Annotated in this window: 17 protein-coding genes; 7 read left to right on the forward strand and 10 right to left on the reverse strand. The window is 58.3% G+C overall.

The features are described from left to right. Window positions 1-795 precede the first annotated feature (795 nt). The 4 genes from SCD90_RS08690 (at window position 796) to SCD90_RS08700 (ending at window position 3,358) form a co-directional block, all read left to right on the forward strand. Window positions 796-957, forward strand: a complete 162-nt coding sequence (locus tag SCD90_RS08690; protein WP_319844264.1) for a hypothetical protein — start codon at window positions 796-798, stop codon at window positions 955-957. 72 nt (window positions 958-1,029) lie between these two features. Then, the gene (locus SCD90_RS16610) at window positions 1,030-1,293 is read left to right on the forward strand and encodes a DUF6894 family protein (RefSeq protein WP_425265667.1); all 264 of its coding nucleotides are present in this window, start codon (window positions 1,030-1,032) and stop codon (window positions 1,291-1,293) included. Window positions 1,294-1,994: 701 nt separating this feature from the next. Further along, window positions 1,995-2,705, forward strand: coding sequence for a hypothetical protein (locus SCD90_RS08695; protein ID WP_319844265.1), 711 nt, complete (start codon window positions 1,995-1,997; stop codon window positions 2,703-2,705). Between the two features lie 320 nt (window positions 2,706-3,025). Next, entirely contained in the window at window positions 3,026-3,358 is a 333-nt protein-coding gene (locus SCD90_RS08700) for a DUF3768 domain-containing protein (RefSeq protein ID WP_319844266.1), read from the forward strand. 28 nt (window positions 3,359-3,386) lie between these two features. Here the strand turns inward: SCD90_RS08700 and SCD90_RS08705 are convergent, their stop codons facing one another. Beyond that, window positions 3,387-3,653, reverse strand: a complete 267-nt coding sequence (locus tag SCD90_RS08705) for a helix-turn-helix domain-containing protein (RefSeq protein WP_319844404.1) — start codon at window positions 3,651-3,653, stop codon at window positions 3,387-3,389. A gap of 20 nt (window positions 3,654-3,673) precedes the next feature. Here SCD90_RS08705 and SCD90_RS08710 point away from each other — a divergent pair, with 20 nt between their 5' ends. The 3 genes from SCD90_RS08710 to SCD90_RS08720 all read left to right on the forward strand — a co-directional run bounded on the left by SCD90_RS08710 (window position 3,674) and on the right by SCD90_RS08720 (window position 6,626). Beyond that, the gene (locus tag SCD90_RS08710; protein ID WP_319844267.1) at window positions 3,674-4,540 is read left to right on the forward strand and encodes a DUF2628 domain-containing protein; all 867 of its coding nucleotides are present in this window, start codon (window positions 3,674-3,676) and stop codon (window positions 4,538-4,540) included. Between the two features lie 780 nt (window positions 4,541-5,320). After that, the gene (locus tag SCD90_RS08715) at window positions 5,321-5,926 is read left to right on the forward strand and encodes a hypothetical protein (protein WP_319844268.1); all 606 of its coding nucleotides are present in this window, start codon (window positions 5,321-5,323) and stop codon (window positions 5,924-5,926) included. A gap of 130 nt (window positions 5,927-6,056) precedes the next feature. Beyond that, window positions 6,057-6,626 carry a recombinase family protein gene (locus tag SCD90_RS08720; protein WP_319844269.1) on the forward strand — a complete coding sequence of 190 codons (570 nt, stop codon included), beginning with the start codon at window positions 6,057-6,059 and terminating at the stop codon, window positions 6,624-6,626. 187 nt (window positions 6,627-6,813) lie between these two features. Here SCD90_RS08720 and SCD90_RS08725 read toward each other — a convergent pair whose 3' ends face one another. The 9 genes from SCD90_RS08725 to SCD90_RS08765 form a co-directional block, all read right to left on the reverse strand. Next, a complete protein-coding gene (locus SCD90_RS08725; protein WP_319844270.1) occupies window positions 6,814-7,689 on the reverse strand; it encodes an HNH endonuclease family protein in 876 nt (291 codons plus the stop codon). Further along, a complete protein-coding gene (locus tag SCD90_RS08730; RefSeq protein ID WP_319844271.1) occupies window positions 7,686-9,743 on the reverse strand; it encodes an AAA family ATPase in 2,058 nt (685 codons plus the stop codon). Before SCD90_RS08730 ends, SCD90_RS08725 begins: the two co-directional genes overlap by 4 nt. Window positions 9,744-9,978: 235 nt before the next feature. After that, complete coding sequence (locus SCD90_RS08735; RefSeq protein WP_319844272.1) at window positions 9,979-10,698, reverse strand: HNH endonuclease; 720 nt, start codon at window positions 10,696-10,698, stop codon at window positions 9,979-9,981. 533 nt (window positions 10,699-11,231) lie between these two features. Next, window positions 11,232-13,364 (reverse strand): Z1 domain-containing protein, encoded by a 2,133-nt coding sequence (locus SCD90_RS08740; protein WP_319844273.1) that lies wholly within the window; start codon window positions 13,362-13,364, stop codon window positions 11,232-11,234. A gap of 228 nt (window positions 13,365-13,592) precedes the next feature. Next, window positions 13,593-14,294: an Eco29kI family restriction endonuclease gene (locus SCD90_RS08745; protein WP_319844274.1), complete on the reverse strand. Its 702-nt coding sequence runs from the start codon at window positions 14,292-14,294 to the stop codon at window positions 13,593-13,595. Beyond that, window positions 14,291-15,451: a DNA cytosine methyltransferase gene (locus SCD90_RS08750; protein ID WP_319844275.1), complete on the reverse strand. Its 1,161-nt coding sequence runs from the start codon at window positions 15,449-15,451 to the stop codon at window positions 14,291-14,293. Before SCD90_RS08750 ends, SCD90_RS08745 begins: the two co-directional genes overlap by 4 nt. Next, window positions 15,451-15,861, reverse strand: coding sequence for a very short patch repair endonuclease (locus SCD90_RS08755; RefSeq protein ID WP_319844276.1), 411 nt, complete (start codon window positions 15,859-15,861; stop codon window positions 15,451-15,453). The genes SCD90_RS08750 and SCD90_RS08755 overlap by 1 nt, the downstream gene beginning before the upstream one ends. Before the next feature lie 96 nt (window positions 15,862-15,957). Next, entirely contained in the window at window positions 15,958-17,628 is a 1,671-nt protein-coding gene (locus SCD90_RS08760; RefSeq protein WP_319844277.1) for a DUF927 domain-containing protein, read from the reverse strand. Window positions 17,629-17,796: 168 nt separating this feature from the next. Continuing rightward, entirely contained in the window at window positions 17,797-18,720 is a 924-nt protein-coding gene (locus tag SCD90_RS08765; protein ID WP_319844278.1) for a hypothetical protein, read from the reverse strand. Window positions 18,721-18,772 lie beyond the last annotated feature (52 nt).

The raw sequence follows: 18,772 nt of genomic DNA on the forward strand, positions 1-18,772 counted from the left end.
AGGGAGGAGCGGCTATGTTCATGGCGGTAGTCGAGTAGCTGTTCTTCGAGGCTCTTGAGGCAGGGCTCCGGCGGTTCCTGACGTCTCTTTGGCGGTGCCGGGCGCCTCGACGTCGTCGCCCGCCGAGCTTAACCTTGAGGGGTGGTCGCAGAGGCTCTGAACATCGGAGCGTACAAAGAGGGTCGCTTGTATGAGCTTGGTGTTTGGATCTGTTAGCTTTCTCGTTGGGCTTCTCATGATCTTCGTCGGACGACCTGGCTCGACCGGGGAGAACCCCGCATTCCTCCGCAATGGTTTCGCTGAGACGTTCTATCCTGTCACCTGCCTCGGGCTGCTCGTCGTTGGAGCTGCATTCGTCGGGAAGGGCATTGGCCTCATCTAAGTCGGCACGTCCTCTGCCGGCCGTGTTGCAGCTTCGACATCCGGCAATCGCGCCCCACACTTGGGGTCGTATTTACCCGCCGGCCGCTGCCACGGTTTGCGGGCATAACGGCAATCCTTCGCAAGTTCCTGCAGCACGTCGATCAAGCGTGCGTGCGCGCGGAATTGCACCGCCAAGCGCACCAGGGGGTAGACGCCTCGCCGTGGGCAGACCACGCATGTGGTGCGCACCTTCACCCACGGATAGTCGGAGAGTCGACTCGGCGGTGCATTGTGAGAATGGAAAAAAGCGAACATGCGGAGGAGACAACGATGGTCCGCGAGACCTGTTTTTTACTCAATCCTACCGCGTCGACGGGCCGAAGCTAGTTGGCGGCACGCCCGAGAAGCACCGCTCTGCGGAGAAGGCCAAAGGTGGCCGCCGAGCGCATGTCGGCGAAGATCGGCGCGGTAGCTTTTCAGGTGACCGGCAATTACGACAGCGAGTTCGATTCGCCCGTGGTGTCATTCAAAGCTGGTCGGCTGCCTAACGACCTCGCAGAGGCCGAGGTTTTCGGCGAGCCGCAGTTCGATTGATCGTCGGGATACGCGAGGCTTGGTACGATAGCCCCAATGTCAGACCGAGCGGGCCGACGGCATACTAGTGCCATGCCCCGTTTTTACTTTGACATTTGGGAAGGTCGTCGCTTCATCCGAGACGATGACGGCGTAGACCTTGAAGATACCGATGCCGTTGAGCGGACGGCGACAATAGCTGCGGCCGATATCGGGCGCGAGGTGCTACCTCGTGAGGCTGGCGCAACCTCAGTGACAATCGAGGCTCGCGACGAGGCGGGCAATCACCTGCTGAGCGTGACCACATCGCTGTTGGTCCGGCGCCCGATGCAGATATCCGCGGGCCCAATTTCCTGAAGTTGGTCCGGAACCCACAGAGGGTGATGGTGTTATTTGGATCGACGGTGCCGGAAAGGGCCTGCCACTCCTAAGGCGGTGCGCTCACCACGGATGCACTGGAAGAAATCGTCGCCCTAACCGTGAGCACTTACAGGGCGACGGCATACTTCCGGCACCTCTATTCGTTGACGTCGCGCGGTGCAGCTATGGCGGATCATGAGAAGCTGAGCATGACCGCATCCCAAACCATGATGCTCGACGCCATGCAGGCGCTCCAAGGCAGCGGGGCATCAGTCACGCCTGCAGCACTCGAAGCCGAAGAACACGCTGCAACACGCATTGGCCAGGCGTTGACCGCACTTCGCGGGTCAACAGAGCAGACAGCTCTGCGCTCTACCGCCCTCAAGGAGACGAGTTCTTCGCCCCGTGACGCTGATCTTCCGCTGGGTCATGTTCTAGCCGAGCTTGAAACGCCAGCCGCTGCCACTCCTGCGCCATTCTGAGCCAGATAGCCTTGTCAGGTTCTGAAGTCGCCTGCGCAGCTTGCGCTTTGCAATCTGCGGCCTTCCGCTGGTACTCGTCTGCCTTCGTATTCATCGAAGTCTCGGGCTCCGGGTCGAGCCTCTTCTAAGCGCCTGACCAGCCAATGCCCAGCGCCTCAAGCGCAGCCGTCAGCTGGTAGTGCGGGCCACGCAGCTAGACCATTTTCGTGCTCCGGCTTGAGCGATGGCGGGGTCGATCCCATCGTGCGGATCGAGGCAAATCGCATTCGTGGGGCGCTGTCCGCTTACTATGCGGCTAATCCGGCGCTCGATGAGCTCAGGATTGAGTTGCCTAAAGGTGGCTACATTCCCGAATTCGTTCCGCGAGATCGGCCGACGAACGTCGTCGGGTTACCGTCTGCAACTCCTCTGCAGGTCGCCTCTTCCGGACCGCGATTGATCTGGCCGATAGGCGCGACCCTCCTTTTCATCTTGATCCTCGTTTGGGCTGGTTACCTGGCAGAGCCTGCTACGCCTCCGGTTGTCGAACTGCCGCCGCTCATCGCGCTAAACCAGGTCGAGGTTCTCGGAACCAATCCAGCCACCCCTGCGCTCGCGCGAAACCTCGCCCAGGCGATAATCGCGGACCTGTCGCAAGACACGGATCTACGCGTTGTGCTCGTAGATGAAAGGATGAAGGTCGATCGACTTCTCACCTTGAATGACCGAAGCCGCTTCTACCAGGTGAGCTCTACGATCCAAATTCTGCCGTCGGCGCACCGCTTCTGGTGGAGTGTGGCTGATGCCAGGCGGGGTGACATTGTCTTGTCGGAAACGCTCGATCATCCTTACGCTTCCCAAGGCGAAACGATAGAGAGTTACGTTAGCTCCCGGATAGCGGACAGTATCAACGGTCTAGTGATTTCGCGGTCGACTGGTTCACGTTAAGTGATCCCGAGCGCTGTTCACAGCGTCCTTGAATGCTTGAAGGCCTTTGACGTGTCGCCTACGGGCACAATCGCTTCCTCTAAAGGCCGATCGAGGAAGCGTAACTTCTAGCTGCGCCGCGGTCCAATCGGGCCAGCAGGAACGGGCGGACACTCTGGAAACTACACCGTACTCCAGACTGCTCCGCGCTACTTCAGCCACAAACCGCATGTAGGAATATATTGCTACTATCGCGAAAGTATGCGAAGTTGCCATCGATCAACCGAGCGCCTTAGCGACTATCGCTTAAAGCGATTTTCGCCCACTTGTAGGGGCAAAGAATGGAGACGCGTACAAGCGATCGCATTCGTGCACTCAACGATGACTTGCGTCAGCATCACCGAGGCGGCCGCATCGTCCTCACCGCTGGCGTTCGCAGCCTGTCTTCTGCAACGATCCAGCGGATCGACGAAGCGCTCGCAAGCTTCAGTGGCTTCAACGCCGACAATGATCCGCACGGAGAGCATGACTTCGGCTCATTCGAGATCGGCAGTGACGTTATCTTCTTCAAGATCGACTACTTCGATTTGGATATTCGCTTTCAATCTCCCGACCCAGCAGATCCTCATGTCACATGCCGCGTGCTGACGGTGATGCTGGCCAACGAGTACTAGTTGGCTGGCAGTTAATGCGGTGATGTAACTACAACCCGTCAACGAGATCGCGAACACGTACGTTCAGCACTTCAGCCAAGTGCCAGAGGGTTAGGACCGTAGGGTTTCGGTGACCCCGCTCAAGCCCGCTGACGTAAGAGCGGTCCACGCCCATGCGCTCAGCAAGACTTGCTTGCGTGAGCCCAGCAGCCAAACGGCAGCGCCTCACATTCAGACCCACACCCAAACGCACGTCATCAGCCATGGCTGATGCGCGCATATGGTGCACTTTAATGCGACGCACTAAAGTGCACATCACCAGGAGGATTGTGCCCAATGAGCAAGACAGAAACAGGATCAATGCCAGCGCGGGACAAGGTAGACGTCGAGCGTTTTCTAGCGTCTGACGCAACACGCTCGCTGATCGGACGAAAGCATGAGTACTATGCCCGCGTCTTCCAGAGGATCCTCCTGAAAACCGGTGGTGACCTTCCGATCGGCTTCACCTGGGGGCCCGCTCCTGGTCAGCGCGCCTACTTTTCATGGAACTGGGCCGCAGCGCTTTTCCCGACAATCTGGCTGCTCTACCGGCGTCAGTACGCGTTTGGCTTTCTTGCCCTGATCGCCAGCGTCGCTTGCAGCTTCCTGTCGCCGACGACATCGTTGTTGCTGCAGGTCTGTTTGATCGCCGTCGTCGGAGCCAAAGGCAACATCCTGTACCTGCGGTACGTACACCGCCGCTGGCTCGCATTGGAAAGTCCTCAGGCTGCTCCTTCCGGCCTTTCACGCAATGGGGGAGACATGGTGACCCCGATCGCCGCCCACGCCGTTCCTGTGGCGGCAGCGTTTCTCGTTGGCGCCAGCCTTGAAGCCTCAGCGGACTTCAGCTGCGCATCACCGACTGTCACCGGGTTAGCGACGCAGATCATCCGGGAGGATCTGGCGAAAACGCCATACGTCGATGCACAAGCCACCACTCTCGAGCTTGTTTTTGTCCGCACGCGATCATCGTCGCCGACGGCGCTGCAATGTGCGGCAGAGCTTCGCGCGAGCACCGTTTTGACGCAAGAATTCGCAGCTGCGCTCGGCAATAATCCGGAGAGGATGGCGACCATCTTGAACGCACAGCTCAATCGCGAGATCAGCTACTCGGTTGAGGAAACATCGGTCGCCGGCGAAATCTACGTCACCCTTAACCAATGATCGTCCGCGCCGTCGCTCCCTCTCTCAACCAGGCCGGGGAAGCGACAGCGCGCCACTAGGAGGTGCGCACACGCTCTGATCGACAATCGCCCAACGGCAAACCGGCGGAGGAACATGCGACACGTTAAACAACAAGGGGTTTGGGATTGCGGGGTAGCCTGTTTAGCCATGTTGGCTAACACAGACTACCCCATCGCATTCTCGACATTGTATCCAACCGGCCGCGCGAGGCCCACGAACTTAGCACAGCTGCGCCGTGCGCTTTCAGCGCTCGGTGTCGAACTTGCCGCAAGCCGAACGATGATCACCGCCAACCGCGCCACTTTGCTAACCTTCGATCGAAACGCGCTCCTAAAAGTCAGACCCCGGAAAGATCGAGGCGTCCATTGGTTGGTTTGGGACGCCGATCGGAAGCTTGTGCTCGATCCCCGGCACCCGCCCGATGTCCGTCCCCTCATCTGGCGCGCGCTCCCCATGTCGTCGTGATTTCGGACTCGTCGCGCGCCACTTCTGCGATGAAGCAACGTTGCGGCTAGAGGCGTCGGCAGCAGCATCACGTGTCTAAATCCTAGTCTCACGCTACGGAGGGACCACCGCCTTCGCAGGCTCAAAATGTACGGGCAAACATTTCCGCCGTTGACACTAGGACTATTTTCCTGTATGCTGATCGCAGGGATCTGCATTTGTGCGAGAGACTTACCGGAAGCTCGGAGCCGCTTATCGCATCTTCAAACAGGCCCTGCCCGAGCTTCCTTCCAAGCAAGCCAGGAGTCTATCCAGATGACAAACGTAAGCCCGTCTTCTAAGGCAAACCCGCAAAGCGGCAAGATCGCTGATGGCCGGAAGGCTCCAGCCGATCCGAAATCAACCTTGTCCCATCAGGTAAGCGTCGGTCTCGATAATGGCGATGCCGCTAAGGAGGGCGCACCGCTCAAGCCAGTTACCGCGCCACAGGAACTCCCGGCAGAAAGGACTGGTAGCTCAGTTGAACAGGAGCTTACCCCTTCTTCACAGATCAAAAAGGGTGACACGGTCCTCGCTGCTGATCCCGAAGATGGCTGGTTCGAGGCTAGCGTTGTAGGTGAGAAGGGCAACGAACAGCTGATCCTGCGTTGGCGGGATTGGCCGCTGGAGCTCGCTTTCACCAAGCCTCATACCGAGGTCGCCTTGCTCCCCTCGGCTACTGAAACCAGCAAAAGATGGGAAATCGCAACAGCGGGCTTGAAGGTGCTGGCCTTCGATCAGGAGTTCGAGGGTTGGTATGAAGCCACGATAGTCGAAGACCAAGGCACGCGTCTTAGCCTGAGGTGGGTAGCGGATCCTGACGATCCCGTTTTCTTCCGGACACGAGACTTCCTGGCGTTCATGCCGTCAGCGAAATCTTAGCGAAGCACTTAGGGCGCCGGGCACTGAAGTGCCCGGCGTCGGCTTCTTGTTCAAAACTCATGAGTTTTGAACAAGACCTAAGCTGCTGTTCAAGCAGCGCTAATTTGGCACGTATGTCTGGTACACAATCATGATCATCGGCTACGCTCGTGTATCGACGGACGATCAGGATCTGACATCGCAGGTAGAACGACTCCGGGCTGCGGGCTGCGAGAAGATCTTCAGCGAGAAGTTGAGCGGCAAGAACGCCAACCGTGCTCAACTCCTGAAGATGCTTGGTGGCCTCTCGGCTGGGGATGTCGTCCTTGCAACGGTGACTGACCGCATCGCCCGCGATCCTCTCGACATGCTCAACATTCTCAACACGGTCAAAGCTGCCGGGGCAGGTCTTCGGCTCCTGGACGAGCCTTTCCTCGACACGTCCAACGATCTCTCCGACATCGTCATCTTTATTGTGGGTTGGGCGGCCAAGTGGCACCGGCGGCGAATCTTGGAGAACACCGCCCGCGGCCGAGCTCGAGCCCAGGCCAATGGAACGAAGTTTGGCAGGAAGTCAAAGCTCACTCCCCATCAGCAGAGAGAAGCTCTGGACCGGCTTGCCAAGGGCTTTGAAACCCAGCGAGAGATCGCGCTCTCGTACAATGTCAGCCACCCCACCATCGGCCGGCTTCGCTCGAAGAGGGACAGGCCCGAGCTTTGATTGCCGCGGCAACGTTTTAGTCTGCTGTGGGGATACTTCGCCACATCAAACGGGCTAAAAGCGTAGGGTCGATAGTGCATCTTCAATGCATGGCTTACCAGGACTCGCAGATGAGCCCTCACAATCCCACACCAGTTTTGCTCTCGCTCCGCCCTACTATTTCACCGCGTAATTCACGCGTCACGGCCTATAGGGTTTCAAGCCAGCTACGGTAGTAGGCTCGGCATGCGGCCGAATACGGATTACGCCAATGCAAGAAGTTCTTGGCGAGCCGCTTTATCGCGAGCCGCCCTTTACTTCTTAAAAGGGCCGCTTTAGCGGGATCTGCCTCGGCATCGGCCACTTGGAAAAAGGTTTCGACGTTATCGATCGCTGCAATCATTCTCTCTATCGTTCTAAGTCGCGAAACTACCAGTCGATCACGATTCAAACCATAGGTATCGATGGACGCGCGTCCCTTTGGATCTTCGGTCCCCCCCGCATCGACGACTGGCTGCACAATGCTTTCCTTTCGTCCGCCAGGCAACTCGATATACACGTGCTGAATATGTCGGCTCGGCTGATCCTCTGTCGGGTTTAGAAGTAATGGCTGCTCTCCGTTGACGCCCGCCTCATCAACCGCAGGAGGAGCCCCACCTAGTAGCGGGAATAGGTTTTCCTTCCCCCTCTTGTACTTGCTCGTTCCTACCTTCTGCCAACGCGTCCGATTACAATCGATGCAGGATGGAAGCAGGTTCTCCCACTTCGAGGCCAACCACCAGTAACCAGGAAAGCGAAGCGTGCCAGTTGCATCGATTACGCCGCCCTTCGGCCGAAAATGTTCGACATCCACCGGCATCATGGCCCCAAAATCTCCCTCGCAGTAAGCGCACTTGAATCCAAACAGCATGTTAAGCTTGTTTTTAACTTCCTCATCAGAATAGGCTTTGAATTTCATATTATCCGTCGGCGCCGGATTCTGTGTGTAGTGGGTGATCGCACGTAGACGCTCGACCGCCGCTGGCGAGCCAGTATCCGCAAGAACCGCTGGGCAGGTGACTAGTTCACGAGGGCGCAGAATCATTCTTCGAGCTCGTCGTCCTGCTGGAGCATCTCACGCTCAGCGAGTTCGAAGAGATCGACTAGTTCAGCGATGGTTTCCTTGCTGATATTCTCCTCCCTGGTTCCCCGATGCCGAGCCAGGTACTCGTCAGCTATGCGGTACATGAGGCGCTCGCGCTGACTGTCGCCAAGAGGTACCTCAGGGGGAAGTGCTTCCGCAGCCAGCTGGAGTGACTGGCGCTCGCCGCGTGTCGGGTTCGGTCTTGAGAGCAGTGAATAGTATGTAGCTATACGATCGGCTGTCTCCGCATCCAGCGTCGTTTCTAACCCGAACAGGTCAGAGGTCAGGATTTGATCGACGCTCATCCCGCCCAACCCCGTTACATGCGGCTTAGCAAGGAACATCCCATCCTCGTCACGGCTGAGGATGGCGATTTCACCATCCATAAGCCCGCGCAATGGCAGCGGATCGTGGGTTGTCATTAGAAACTGCGCTAGTGGAAACGTTTCTCTCAAGGCGTCGACGATTGCTAGACGCCATGAGGGATGCAGGTGGGCGTCGATCTCGTCGATCAAGATGAACGCCTGGGCCGAAGTCATTCCATTCCAGACCTCGTACATGACATCCATGATGTCGGCCGTAATCGCCACAACGCTCTTGAAGCCGGAGCTGAGTTCATCGAGCGGCTGTTGCCGGCCGTTATCGTCGACGATGAGGCGGTTGGCTGGGCCAAGATGAGCCTTTGCGCGGCCCTGCAGAACGGCGTTCAACGCGCGCGTAGCATCTTCTAATCGAGCGATATCCGGCTCCCCGTTAGAAGATGATAGATGTTGCCGGAGCCCTAAGGCACCGTTTACTAGTTTTCGCTCAGAGAAGAGACTCCGGACCCTGTACTCATATCCGCGGGCACTCTCGCCGACCTCGCGACGGGCCGCTAGTCGATAAGCGCCATAGCCGAGCACCATAACCGGCACTGGAGCATCCCCGTCAAAGCTCTCGGAGCCGCTGTTAAACCGGACGACGTTCGTACGATCCGTGCCCCAAAACGAGACCTCGACCTCGCCTTGCTGCTCACCGTCCATGAGGCACCAGTTTGGCTTGATGCCTGCTTCTTCCGCATGGATCGGGCCGAGGCATCCAAGCGCTGCGGCTTGCAGCAAGGAGGTTTTCCCGACCCCGTTGTCTCCTAAAACAACTACGGAGCCGCCGCCTTTCCGACCCTTTTGATCAAGAGCAGGAAAATCGAGGACAGCATCTTCCAAGCCGCGAAAGTTCCTCACGCGAACCTGTCGTACATATCTCCGGCGGGGTTCTTCGGCGGAACGGTAATGAGAATCTTCGAAACTACCGCCGTCTAAGAAGGCGATCGACACTAGGTTCCGGATAGTTGTCAGGCTGGTGGAGTGACGGCGCCTGGTACGGGCGGCCTTCGGCGGCACACGCGCCAGCAGAGCAAGCCATGCGGCGCCAGAGAATTGCGCGGTAGGGAGGAGGGCTTCGGCCTTCTCGCCTTGTCTAGTCGCGCGCGAGAAGAGTTTGCTTACAACCTCTCCCCGTTGTCCCAGCAGATCACCTCTGTTTAGATCGAATACATCAATAGTTAATTCACCTCTCAATGTGTGAGGCACTAGTTCCCCGTTGCGGGTGATCCGAAGATGCTCGGAGGGCGCATCCCAGCAGGGATCCAGAATGGTGTCCTGCTCCATTCGACGCAGCTGTGTGATAGTCGCGCGCAACGGTCCGCGTGAAACTACTGGAAAGCGATTGCGTTTTTCACGAATGCAATATGGGCAAGCCAGGTAGAGGTTTGCCCAGTCCAAGGCGAGCCAGCAATAGTGCTGAAACGCGATTCTATCTGGGCCCTGTTCCGCTCCATGCGCTGGGCGAAACAAATCAACCGAACCGGAAGAACCAACGCGGATCCCGCAATACGCACAGTTGTTGCCGAACAGACGCCCAAGAGATCGCCGAAGGCTACTTTCCTGAAATATATGACTGGGAACACGTGGTGGCCGTTCCTCCCGGCTGGCCTGGCTGAGGTAGTTCGCAACCTCCACCCGATATTGTTCTGCCATCGACGATCGCAGGATGGGGGGCTGCGCAACGCGCTGCCGATCAACGACCTGCATCCATCACCTCTTTGGTTCGTTGCGAAAGCGACGAGACCCTCTACATTGCCAGCATCCAAACTCCAAACTAACAACGGTATTCATTGAGCGAACTGCTGGTACCTGACGTTGGCAACGAAACGGACCCCGATGTAGTCGAGGACGCAGCCGCGCTTAACGTCGGCGGATGATAGAACGTAGATCAGATTGCTGGCGTTCTTCCCAAAGATAGCTTCCGGTGCAACACGCGATGGCAATTTGCGCAGAGGCATTTTAGATCGTCAGTGGTGGTCACATGGCCCGGCTGCATCGCTGACACGTGCACGCGGTGGTGATGGACCTCGATGCATGCAGGGCCTAACTCAGGACCATATGCCTCGACTGGATCGAGCTTGCACTCCTCGCAGAACAGCCGGCCCCACAGCGCGATGAACTCAGCTCGCTTTCGCTCAGCAACTCCCGGATGCCGCTCACGTTTTAGGTGTGAAACAATCTTCGGATTTCCTTCGATCCAGCTACGCTCCTCCTCCGTCGGCGCAAGGGCGGTTAATGCGGCTACGACTTCGCCCGGATGCGGCTTGGGCCTTGAGGCCCCCTCCCCTTTCGGGACGATCCATAAACCTGCCTTCTCCAAAAGTTCGAAAGCCACCTGGCTCCACCCGGCACTGAAATGGCGAGGAAAAGCCTCTATTCCCAAGGCGTCTTCCAGGGCCAGCCCGAAGACCTTTTTCGGTGCGAGTGGTGCGCCATCATCCGTTAAGACATCGTAGTCACGTGAAGAAGCGAAGTTCGGCGCTTTCTCGCCCGCAAGAAGCCGGGCCACAGCCTTGTGGATGTGAGCGCTAGTTACCTGCCTAAGCTGCGCAGCAGGTAAGCGTTCAAGGCCCGGCGAGCTCGCATTTGCTGAGAGCGCGACACGCATTCTCGCACTGTCCCTCTCTGCCATTCGTATGAGGAGGCGACGCCAAGCGCTATGACTAGCGCTTCCAGCGTTCATTGATCGAACAAGTTGGTCGAAACGAGCTTTGACCGGGGCCTGTTGGTTGAACGTTAGGCGACGATCTTCCAGCGGGAGATGCTGTACGGGCCGGCTATCAAGGTAGACTTCAAAGCAGATTTCTAGGCGGTCGAGCCACGCGAACATCAGCTCCAATGCGCGGCGGTAATCTCGATTCCGGTCCGTCCCGCTGCGGCTGTGAAGGACAATGCCTCGTGGGTCCACCTCGATAGTCGCGTTAAGCGACACTCCAGCTTCATCTCTCAGCGTTAAGCTCGGCATGGAGGTCGACAATCAGCGGGCGTGTGGGTTTCGTAGCCTTCCAGGCAGCATCAGCCGAACGCCGCTTGATCCGCCACTGAAATCGATGCCTGCCTGCCGATCCCACCGAGTTCAAGTGGTACGGTTCAGGGGGCTTCCATAGAAGTAGGAGGCAGTGGAGAAGGCGCCCCTGTAACCTAAGCCGCAACTTTCGTGGCGAAGACGCAAGGTGCCGCACCTGGAGGCGCCGCTAACATCGGCCACCAGAAAGGTCCTGCTTTCCAGCCGAGTTCAGGTCCTCCGTCCTGCCGCAGCATCACGATAGCCGGGGCAGTTCGGCCGCGCGAACGAACCAGGTCGCGTAATTCTGACGTACCAAGAATGGAGAGGCCCGACCGATCTCCTGAACGCTCCCGATGTAGCCGGCGTCCTGTCTCAGCAAGAAGCAGGACCTGACCGCTACCACGTTCGGCGTAATAACGAAGCAGCCCCCGCATCGCGTCCCACTCAAAAGCGCCGTCCTCCGCAAGCTCCAGCGTGGGCTCTATCGCGTCAAGCAACGCGACTGCATCCTCGAGCGGAAACTCGACAAAGGTCTTCGTGTCACCTGCGGCACGCTCAACAATACGGTCAATGGCAGCTATCTGCCGACCAAGTCGAGTAGCAGAGACAGTGTTAAAGCCCGTGGGCAACAACACCTGATTGGGTCGAACAGCCACGACACCGCTGAGCTTCACCTTACTCGGAGCGCAGGGCACAATCCCCTGACGAGCATCACTCTGGATGAAAACAACGCCTGCATCATGCGCACCACTTTCGAATGCTTCGCGAAGAGCGGTCTCAAGCGCGTAAATCTTAGACAGTCGGGAATGAACGCTGCGCGATGTATAAAACCGCGTCACGGCAAGATCGTCAGGATGGCGGGCGCCATACATACGCGAGTGTTGGAGAACAGTATCCGCCTGCATGCGCTTGGGGTTACGGCCATAGTAGAAGGCGATCAGGTTAGGAACGGTAATCCCGCGATCAAGGATGCTGCCGCCGATGAACAGGTTCGCTTTAGTTCGAAGGCGAAGCTCTGCAGTGTCGGCATCCAGCAAGGGCTCCAGCTGTGCATCGGAATTGACGCGCTGAACGTTGAGCTCGCCGTCGCCGATCATCGTTCGGACGTCGTCGAAAGCCTCGGACGAGGATGGTAGGTGCCCCTCATTCGCGACGACAGATTTTGAAAGATCGGCGTAAGCCTCATTGAAAAGGGCTCGGAGCCGCTCATCGTTTTGCTCAACGGCCGACTCGAATGCTTTTGCTATGCGATGTACAGTCTCCCACTGCCAGTCATGCGCGGCACGCTGAGTGTCATTGTGGATGATCATTGAATACTTTTGAGGACGCTGGTCGAGCTTTACCTGCTGACGGCGGCGCACTGAAACAGCGAGCAGGAAGCTCATCAACGCGCGTCGAAGGATCTTAATGTTCTCACTCGTCCAGAGGCGATCCTCTCGGATTGTCCGACCATCAGCTGTTCGCAGCGCGTCATGCTCCCGATCTTCCACTTCGACATAGAGGTAGTATCGCAAGTCATCCGCGCCCCAGCCGCCGAAATAGGCCTCGCCCCCGACGTACGCTCCGTGGATCGGTAGTAGGACCGTGAACGCTGGCCGCTTGGGGTAAAAGAACTCTGTTGCCTGACTGGCACCGTCATAGGCCTCAGGCTGAAGATAGAGCGCGTAAGGTGTCGCGGTGACCTGCAAAAAAGCGATCCCAGATAGCGTCTCGCGCAGTCTGTCCATCTGGTTCGCAATAGCGCCCTGATCGTAGTCGTCCTGCCCCTTCTTCTTGGTGAAGCGGACACTTGCCATGTCAGCCTCATCGTCAACCAGCAAGACACGTTTTTCTCGAAGTTGCGGATAAGTGTCATCGAACAGTGCTTGGATCCGGTCCAGGTTCTGGACCTGCTTCTTAGCGACTATGATGATCTTGCGACGCAGCTCAGACTTGGTGAGTGCGTCTGGTGTCGACATTATATCGAACACGAGGATCTCGTCGTTACAGACGAATTCCTTGAAGTCGTGGTTGATTCTTTTCACTGTTTGACTAGCGAGCGTCTTCGTCCCCTTCGTCAAGACGATGGCAATGTCGAATTCCCGGTCGAACGCCCGCGCGATTACGCCCAGAAAAGCGCGGGTCTTACCGGACTGGATTTTGCCCAACAACATGCCAGGTTTGCGGGGATCGTCGGCGGTCTCGAGCTGGTCGACTACGGACTCAATACATCGCTGCAAATCTTCGTCATCGTTCCGAGCGTCGCGGAGCCTTGAATAGAAACCCACGAAGCGCCTCCCATCCATCTTCTGCCGACCCTTAACATGCGCGCATGGCGCTTCAGTCGGGCTCAGAATCGCCGAGGAGCCAGTAAAGCCGATCTTGGGTAAACCTGCAAAATGTCTATCGTGATCAGGAGACCGGCAGGCGCACGACTTCGCTCGAGCCCGGACAGATCTTAGTCGTTAGCTCAGAATCCCGAATGCGAATTCTAGCAATGTTCGCTGATCGATGATTCAGGCTTCATCAGCACCTTCCTCAGCTTCGGCTAGCTCTGCGGCCTGCTGTTCGACAACGGCTTTCGGCAGCTTCGCGAGAGGGCGACCAGCAAAATAGTCGGCAACTCGCTGGATCAGGAATTCGCTCGTCAATGGACTATCAGCTAGCTTGTGCGAGAAGGATCGGCCGGGATGCAGCACGTCCCAGGGAGATTTGAACTGGGTGGCCCGCCTTCTGCCCGGATCCTTGTTACCAAAGCCGTCTATGGCTCGGTTCCAAACGGGCTTGAAGGACTCGATCAGCATGTTCTCGCCGAGAGGTATCCAGATATCATCCACAACGAGATGCCGAATGCAAAAGTCAGCTAGGTCAAGGTTTTCCGATTCGGAGACAGATGCGGCATGCTGTCGAAGGCGCTCAGCCAATGCTGTGCCGCCTGCCGCCGCATTCTCGTTCAAGCCGCCCTTCCGCCCTCCTTTGGGAATAGCTTTGCCGACATAAATGGGCATTCTGAACTGCCCATCCGCGTTTGCTGCGGCAACTGGCGTGTACGGCGGAAAGCGACCGACATAGTAAATAACGTACATGCCCGCGCCGATGATGTGATCGACTTCAGCAAGTGGCGTCGTTGGGCGATTTAGCAGCTCCCCCTCGATGCTCCGTGCGAGATTGATACGCGCAAGTGGGTTGTAAGCGGCCTCGCTTTCTTTCCGCCTCATGCGGCTGCCGTGAGGTGCTTAGCGACGCTTTCGCCCACAGCCTGAGCCAGCATCACCGGGACGGCATTCCCCAGCTGCCGCATGGTTTCGCTCCAAGAGCCATGGAAGAGAAAGTTGTCAGGAAAGGTCTGGAGGCGCGCGCTTTCGCGCACGCTAAAATAGCGCACTGAGCCATCAGGTCGCGCCAGCATGTTCTCGCCCCCAGGGACGCCGTGGACGCCCGCCTTGAGCGTCTTAGCCGGTTCATCAAGCGGGCTGCCAGTATGGCCGGGGTAAGATCGGGCTCCCGGCTGAAAGCGGTGGTTTAGAACGCCGGCAGGAGGTCCGTCCAAACTCTCAAGATCCGGGAGATCGTGGATAGCGTCGCGCACTGTGCGCCACGGTAAGCTGTCTGGCTTGATATGGATGCGCTTCGCGCGATCAATTGCCCTTGGGCTCATCAACTGGCCGCGCCGTGAGACCCGATGGCGATCCCAATAATTTCCGTAGGTTTGATCCCAGAGCAGTCCTTCTAGAGAGTGAGTCTCGGTTGGAAAGGACCAAGTAACATTAAGGTCATCTCGGAGTCCCACGAAAACAACCCTCTCGCGGCGCTGCGGCACGCCAAAGTTGGCAGCGTTCAGCACACGAGTGACGACTCGATAATGAAGGTCGGTACGTGAGCCGCTAGTGTGGTGGCCCTCCAGGCGAGCTAGGTGCTCATTCCAACTTTCATCTGGCCTCGCAACGATCGTTGGGTGCTCCAGCTGGAGCCGCACATACTCGTAGTAGTTGCGGAAGCTAGCTCGAGTGAGCCCCTTCACATTCTCGAAAATGAACGCCTTTGGGCGAGCTTGACGCACGGCGCGAATCGCCTGCGGGAACATGTCTCGGACATCGTCATGAGCTCGGTGCTTTCCTCCCAGCGAGAAAGGCTGACAGGGCGGACCGCCAGATATCAGCTGGAGCTTGCCTTCATACGAGCTGAAATCAACAGCCCGCACATCGCCATGGGTGACGTTCCAACCCGCCATGGCCTTGATGCCGCGGCGCTTGTTCTCAGTCAGCGTATCGCAGCAATAGCGGTCCCATTCGACCACACGCACCGGATGAAAGCCAGCTTGGTGCAGCCCCATGCCTAAACCGCCAGCACCGGCAAAAAGCTCGATCGAGTTCATCAGCCTAGAAATGTCCGAAGGGTGGATTCCATCTGCGTTCTATCTTTTATCCTGCACTCCCACACAATCAAAACGTCCCAACCCAGGGCGCCGAGGTGATCCTGGTTCTCTTGATCACGGGCGCGATTGCGCTCGAGCTTCGGCAACCAAAAATCCAGCTTTGTTTTGGGAAGGCGGGCGAGCTTACAGGCTGGATCACCATGACGGTGCCAGAAGCATCCGTGAACGAAAATTGCCTTATGTCTGCGTGGAAAAACGAGATCGGGACTGCCTGGCAGTTCACAAGTATGAAGGCGATATCTGTAGCCCATACCATGCACAAGATGGCGCACGAGCATCTCGGGAGCTGTGTTCTTGCTGCGAACTAGGCTCATCCGTCGGCTGCGTTCGGTTGGCTCCAAGGTGTCCATGCTTAACCCTTTTACTTGCGCTACGCGCCGCCCGCCCGCTGCACTGATGGCCCACTCACGTACCCGTTCACGTTTTTTGTCGGCTGAGCTGGACCCTCAGGAGCTCTTCAGAAAAGCTAAGGAAAAGGCGTCGTATCGTAAAGTGAGCCAGCGCCGCCGGTTCGACCCCGGGAATCCCTGAACCTGGATCTGCGTGCCTCCTTTAGGCCCGTTCATAGCCAGATGCCCCGCCTCCTTGAGCTGCGCTCGCAGGACATGACAAGCCACATCTGACCCCGCGACCCCCCTCACCCAGCCAGGATCTAGAGCTACCACAGATCCAATCCCGATGGTCCGCTGGAACCCGACTGCACGATTTCGTAAACCGTCCGGGAGCTTTCGCCCAGCGGGAAGGGTGGGAATGCGCCCTTCATCCATGGCCGTTCGAACTGCAGCAAGAAAACTGCTTACGCCGCAGCCTGACGAGGCTATCTGGCGCCGGGCAACCCGATAGGTCCCGAGCACCGACAGGCGCCCAAACAACGGTGTCCAAGGAGCCACTCCCGCGCGGGCGGCAAGGTCTGCGGCCGCATACAGGAGGCCGAACTTGTTCGCGAACCGGGTTTCCCAAGCTTGTTCCTCTGCTCCAACCGTCACGATGAACCTGGCCCGCAGGATCTGTACTTCCTCCATGGCTTCAGCTCGTTGGCCGAGGAGCCATTCAACCCATGGCCGCAGTGCCACGCCGTAGTTCGCTTGGATAGTTGCCTCGGCCTCCGCAATGAGCTGGGTTGGTGATGAGCGCCGGCTACTCCAGCGGCGATCGAAGATCCCTCCCTCGGCCTCTGGCGGCACAGGGATGTCGATGTAACGTGCCTGTTCTCCGCGCAGCCGCGCTCTCCCGGAAACGGAATCGAGGGGCGTTTCGCCGGAAGTTAGTCCGGTGACCTTCCAGGAGGAGTTCGGCAGGTGGTATTTGACGCTTTTCGACCGCGACTTTCCGCTCCCACCAGCCACCTTGAACGCAATGGATTTCCGCCGATCAGGTCCGGCCGGGTCCTGTCCTTCTTCATCCAGAAGCACGCACAAATCGGACCGGCGTACGCACATTTCGTCGATCGCCGTATCAGTCATGTTGAAGGTTGGTAGATCGTTCTTACCGGCCCGGCCATAAACAGACGCGGCGCACCTCAGAACGCCTGTCTTGCCGGTGCTGGAGTCCCCGTGGAAGTGGAACAGGGCGCCCTCGCCCTCGCTGATGAGATCCAGCAAGGGCCCGGCGAACGCTGCTGCGATCCCCGTCGTGAGAAAGCGTGACCAGCGGCAAGGGCCGGCGAGTCCCTCTCGCCAGGCCTCCAGCGATCCCGCTGACAAGAAGGCGCGATCATCGTCGCCGCTGGCCCGCTCGTAGCTGAGGTGGCCTGCCTCCTCCCCGGCTGTCCAGGCCTGGTGCACATAGGTATTGGTGCCATGCCACCCGTGACGGCTAGTTACCTTGCTGATCCCCGGTGCAGGCACCCGGAGCATCCTTTCCACTGCAGCCTTTGCCGCGGACGGGTCTGCCGGTGCGTTCCAGCCCCTGTCCATCAGCTTTGCCAGGACATCTCCCGGCCGCCTCAGCTGAGAGCGGAGAAGCGTCGTTGACGCCTGTTTCCCTGACAGATCCTGGAAGGCGATCCTTACTTCGTGCTGATCCGTGTCTATGTCATGAAGGATGCTGTCGATCCGCAAACTCGCTACGGAGCTCGCGGTATCAAACAGGTCATTGAATGGGACGTTTGTTGACATGTGATCTTCCTAAAGAGGTGAGCGGTGAGCAGAGAGGCCGACTGCTCACCGCTCACCGGCGATTGCGACGCCACCAATTCCGGCGCGCCAAGTTGCAGTTCACACAGTTTTCCAGTGCCGGGGTTCCATGTTCACGCGTGATCACCAGAGCTCGGCAAGCTGACGAAGCTAAACAGGATGGGAGGTGTTGGAGCTTTTAGGATGGGACCGTGAAACCGGCTTGGGCTTCATCAGAGGTATGCCGGACAGCAACCATCGTGAGGTCAAACCCACTTCGTCTAGGTGCAGGGCCAACTCCACCTTCTGCCAAGCCAAGAGGTCGCGATCACGCGTGTTGCGACAAACCGTGCGGCCCTCTTTGCCGATGTGCTTGGGAATGGTCACACGGCGGTCGAAGGTGGTTTTGACGCAATACGCGAAGGCTCGAAGGTCGCCGTTGAAGCGATCGGCTTTGATCGGACGAGGCACATCCGGAGTCCTAGGAAACAGAGCACGGATCAAGGCCTCAGCGCGGAACCAAGCCTGTTGCGGGATCACGACGTAGACGTGCGCACACCTTCCGGATCTCCTGGGAGAAGGGTCAGCGGCATCATCACGGCGGATGAAGGGTGCCGTCTCATTGTACGAGACGTCGACACCTCCGATGAAGGTGTTGATCTTCGCTGCGTGAAGCGCGCGGAGGACGCGGTACTTAGCTGCTCGGATGCTCCCGCGGACGACAGCGCTCGTGTCCGGGGCCGTGGGGATGATGGTGACGGCCATCATATTGTCGTAGCGGGCGACGGCATGCAGCCTTGCGGACTCGTCGGCCTTGCCCACAAAGCGGCGCTGCGCTGCACGGCCACATTCGGGGCACGCGCCACTAGCGCATCGGCGCAGCGGACGGCACTCGTTGAGCTTCTCTGCCAACGAGAGCGCCATTGCGTCCTGCTTGCCATGGCGGCGCAGCACTTTCACCAGCTTGCGGCGCTCGATAGCGGCTTCTTCTGACGTTTGGCAGGGCCTGTTCGCCTTGCCCTGGCGCCAGTAGGGCGGGCCGTCGCCGTGCAGGATCTCCTTCAGAACAAGCTTTCTATCACGCTTGATGGACATCTCTTTGCTTCCTCGATGGACACGACTGGTCGATCCCGCGTTTGCAGGTGGC

It is taken from the genome of Terrihabitans rhizophilus (genome assembly GCF_033898525.1).
Classification (GTDB): Bacteria; Pseudomonadota; Alphaproteobacteria; order Rhizobiales; family Methylopilaceae; genus Flaviflagellibacter; species Flaviflagellibacter rhizophilus.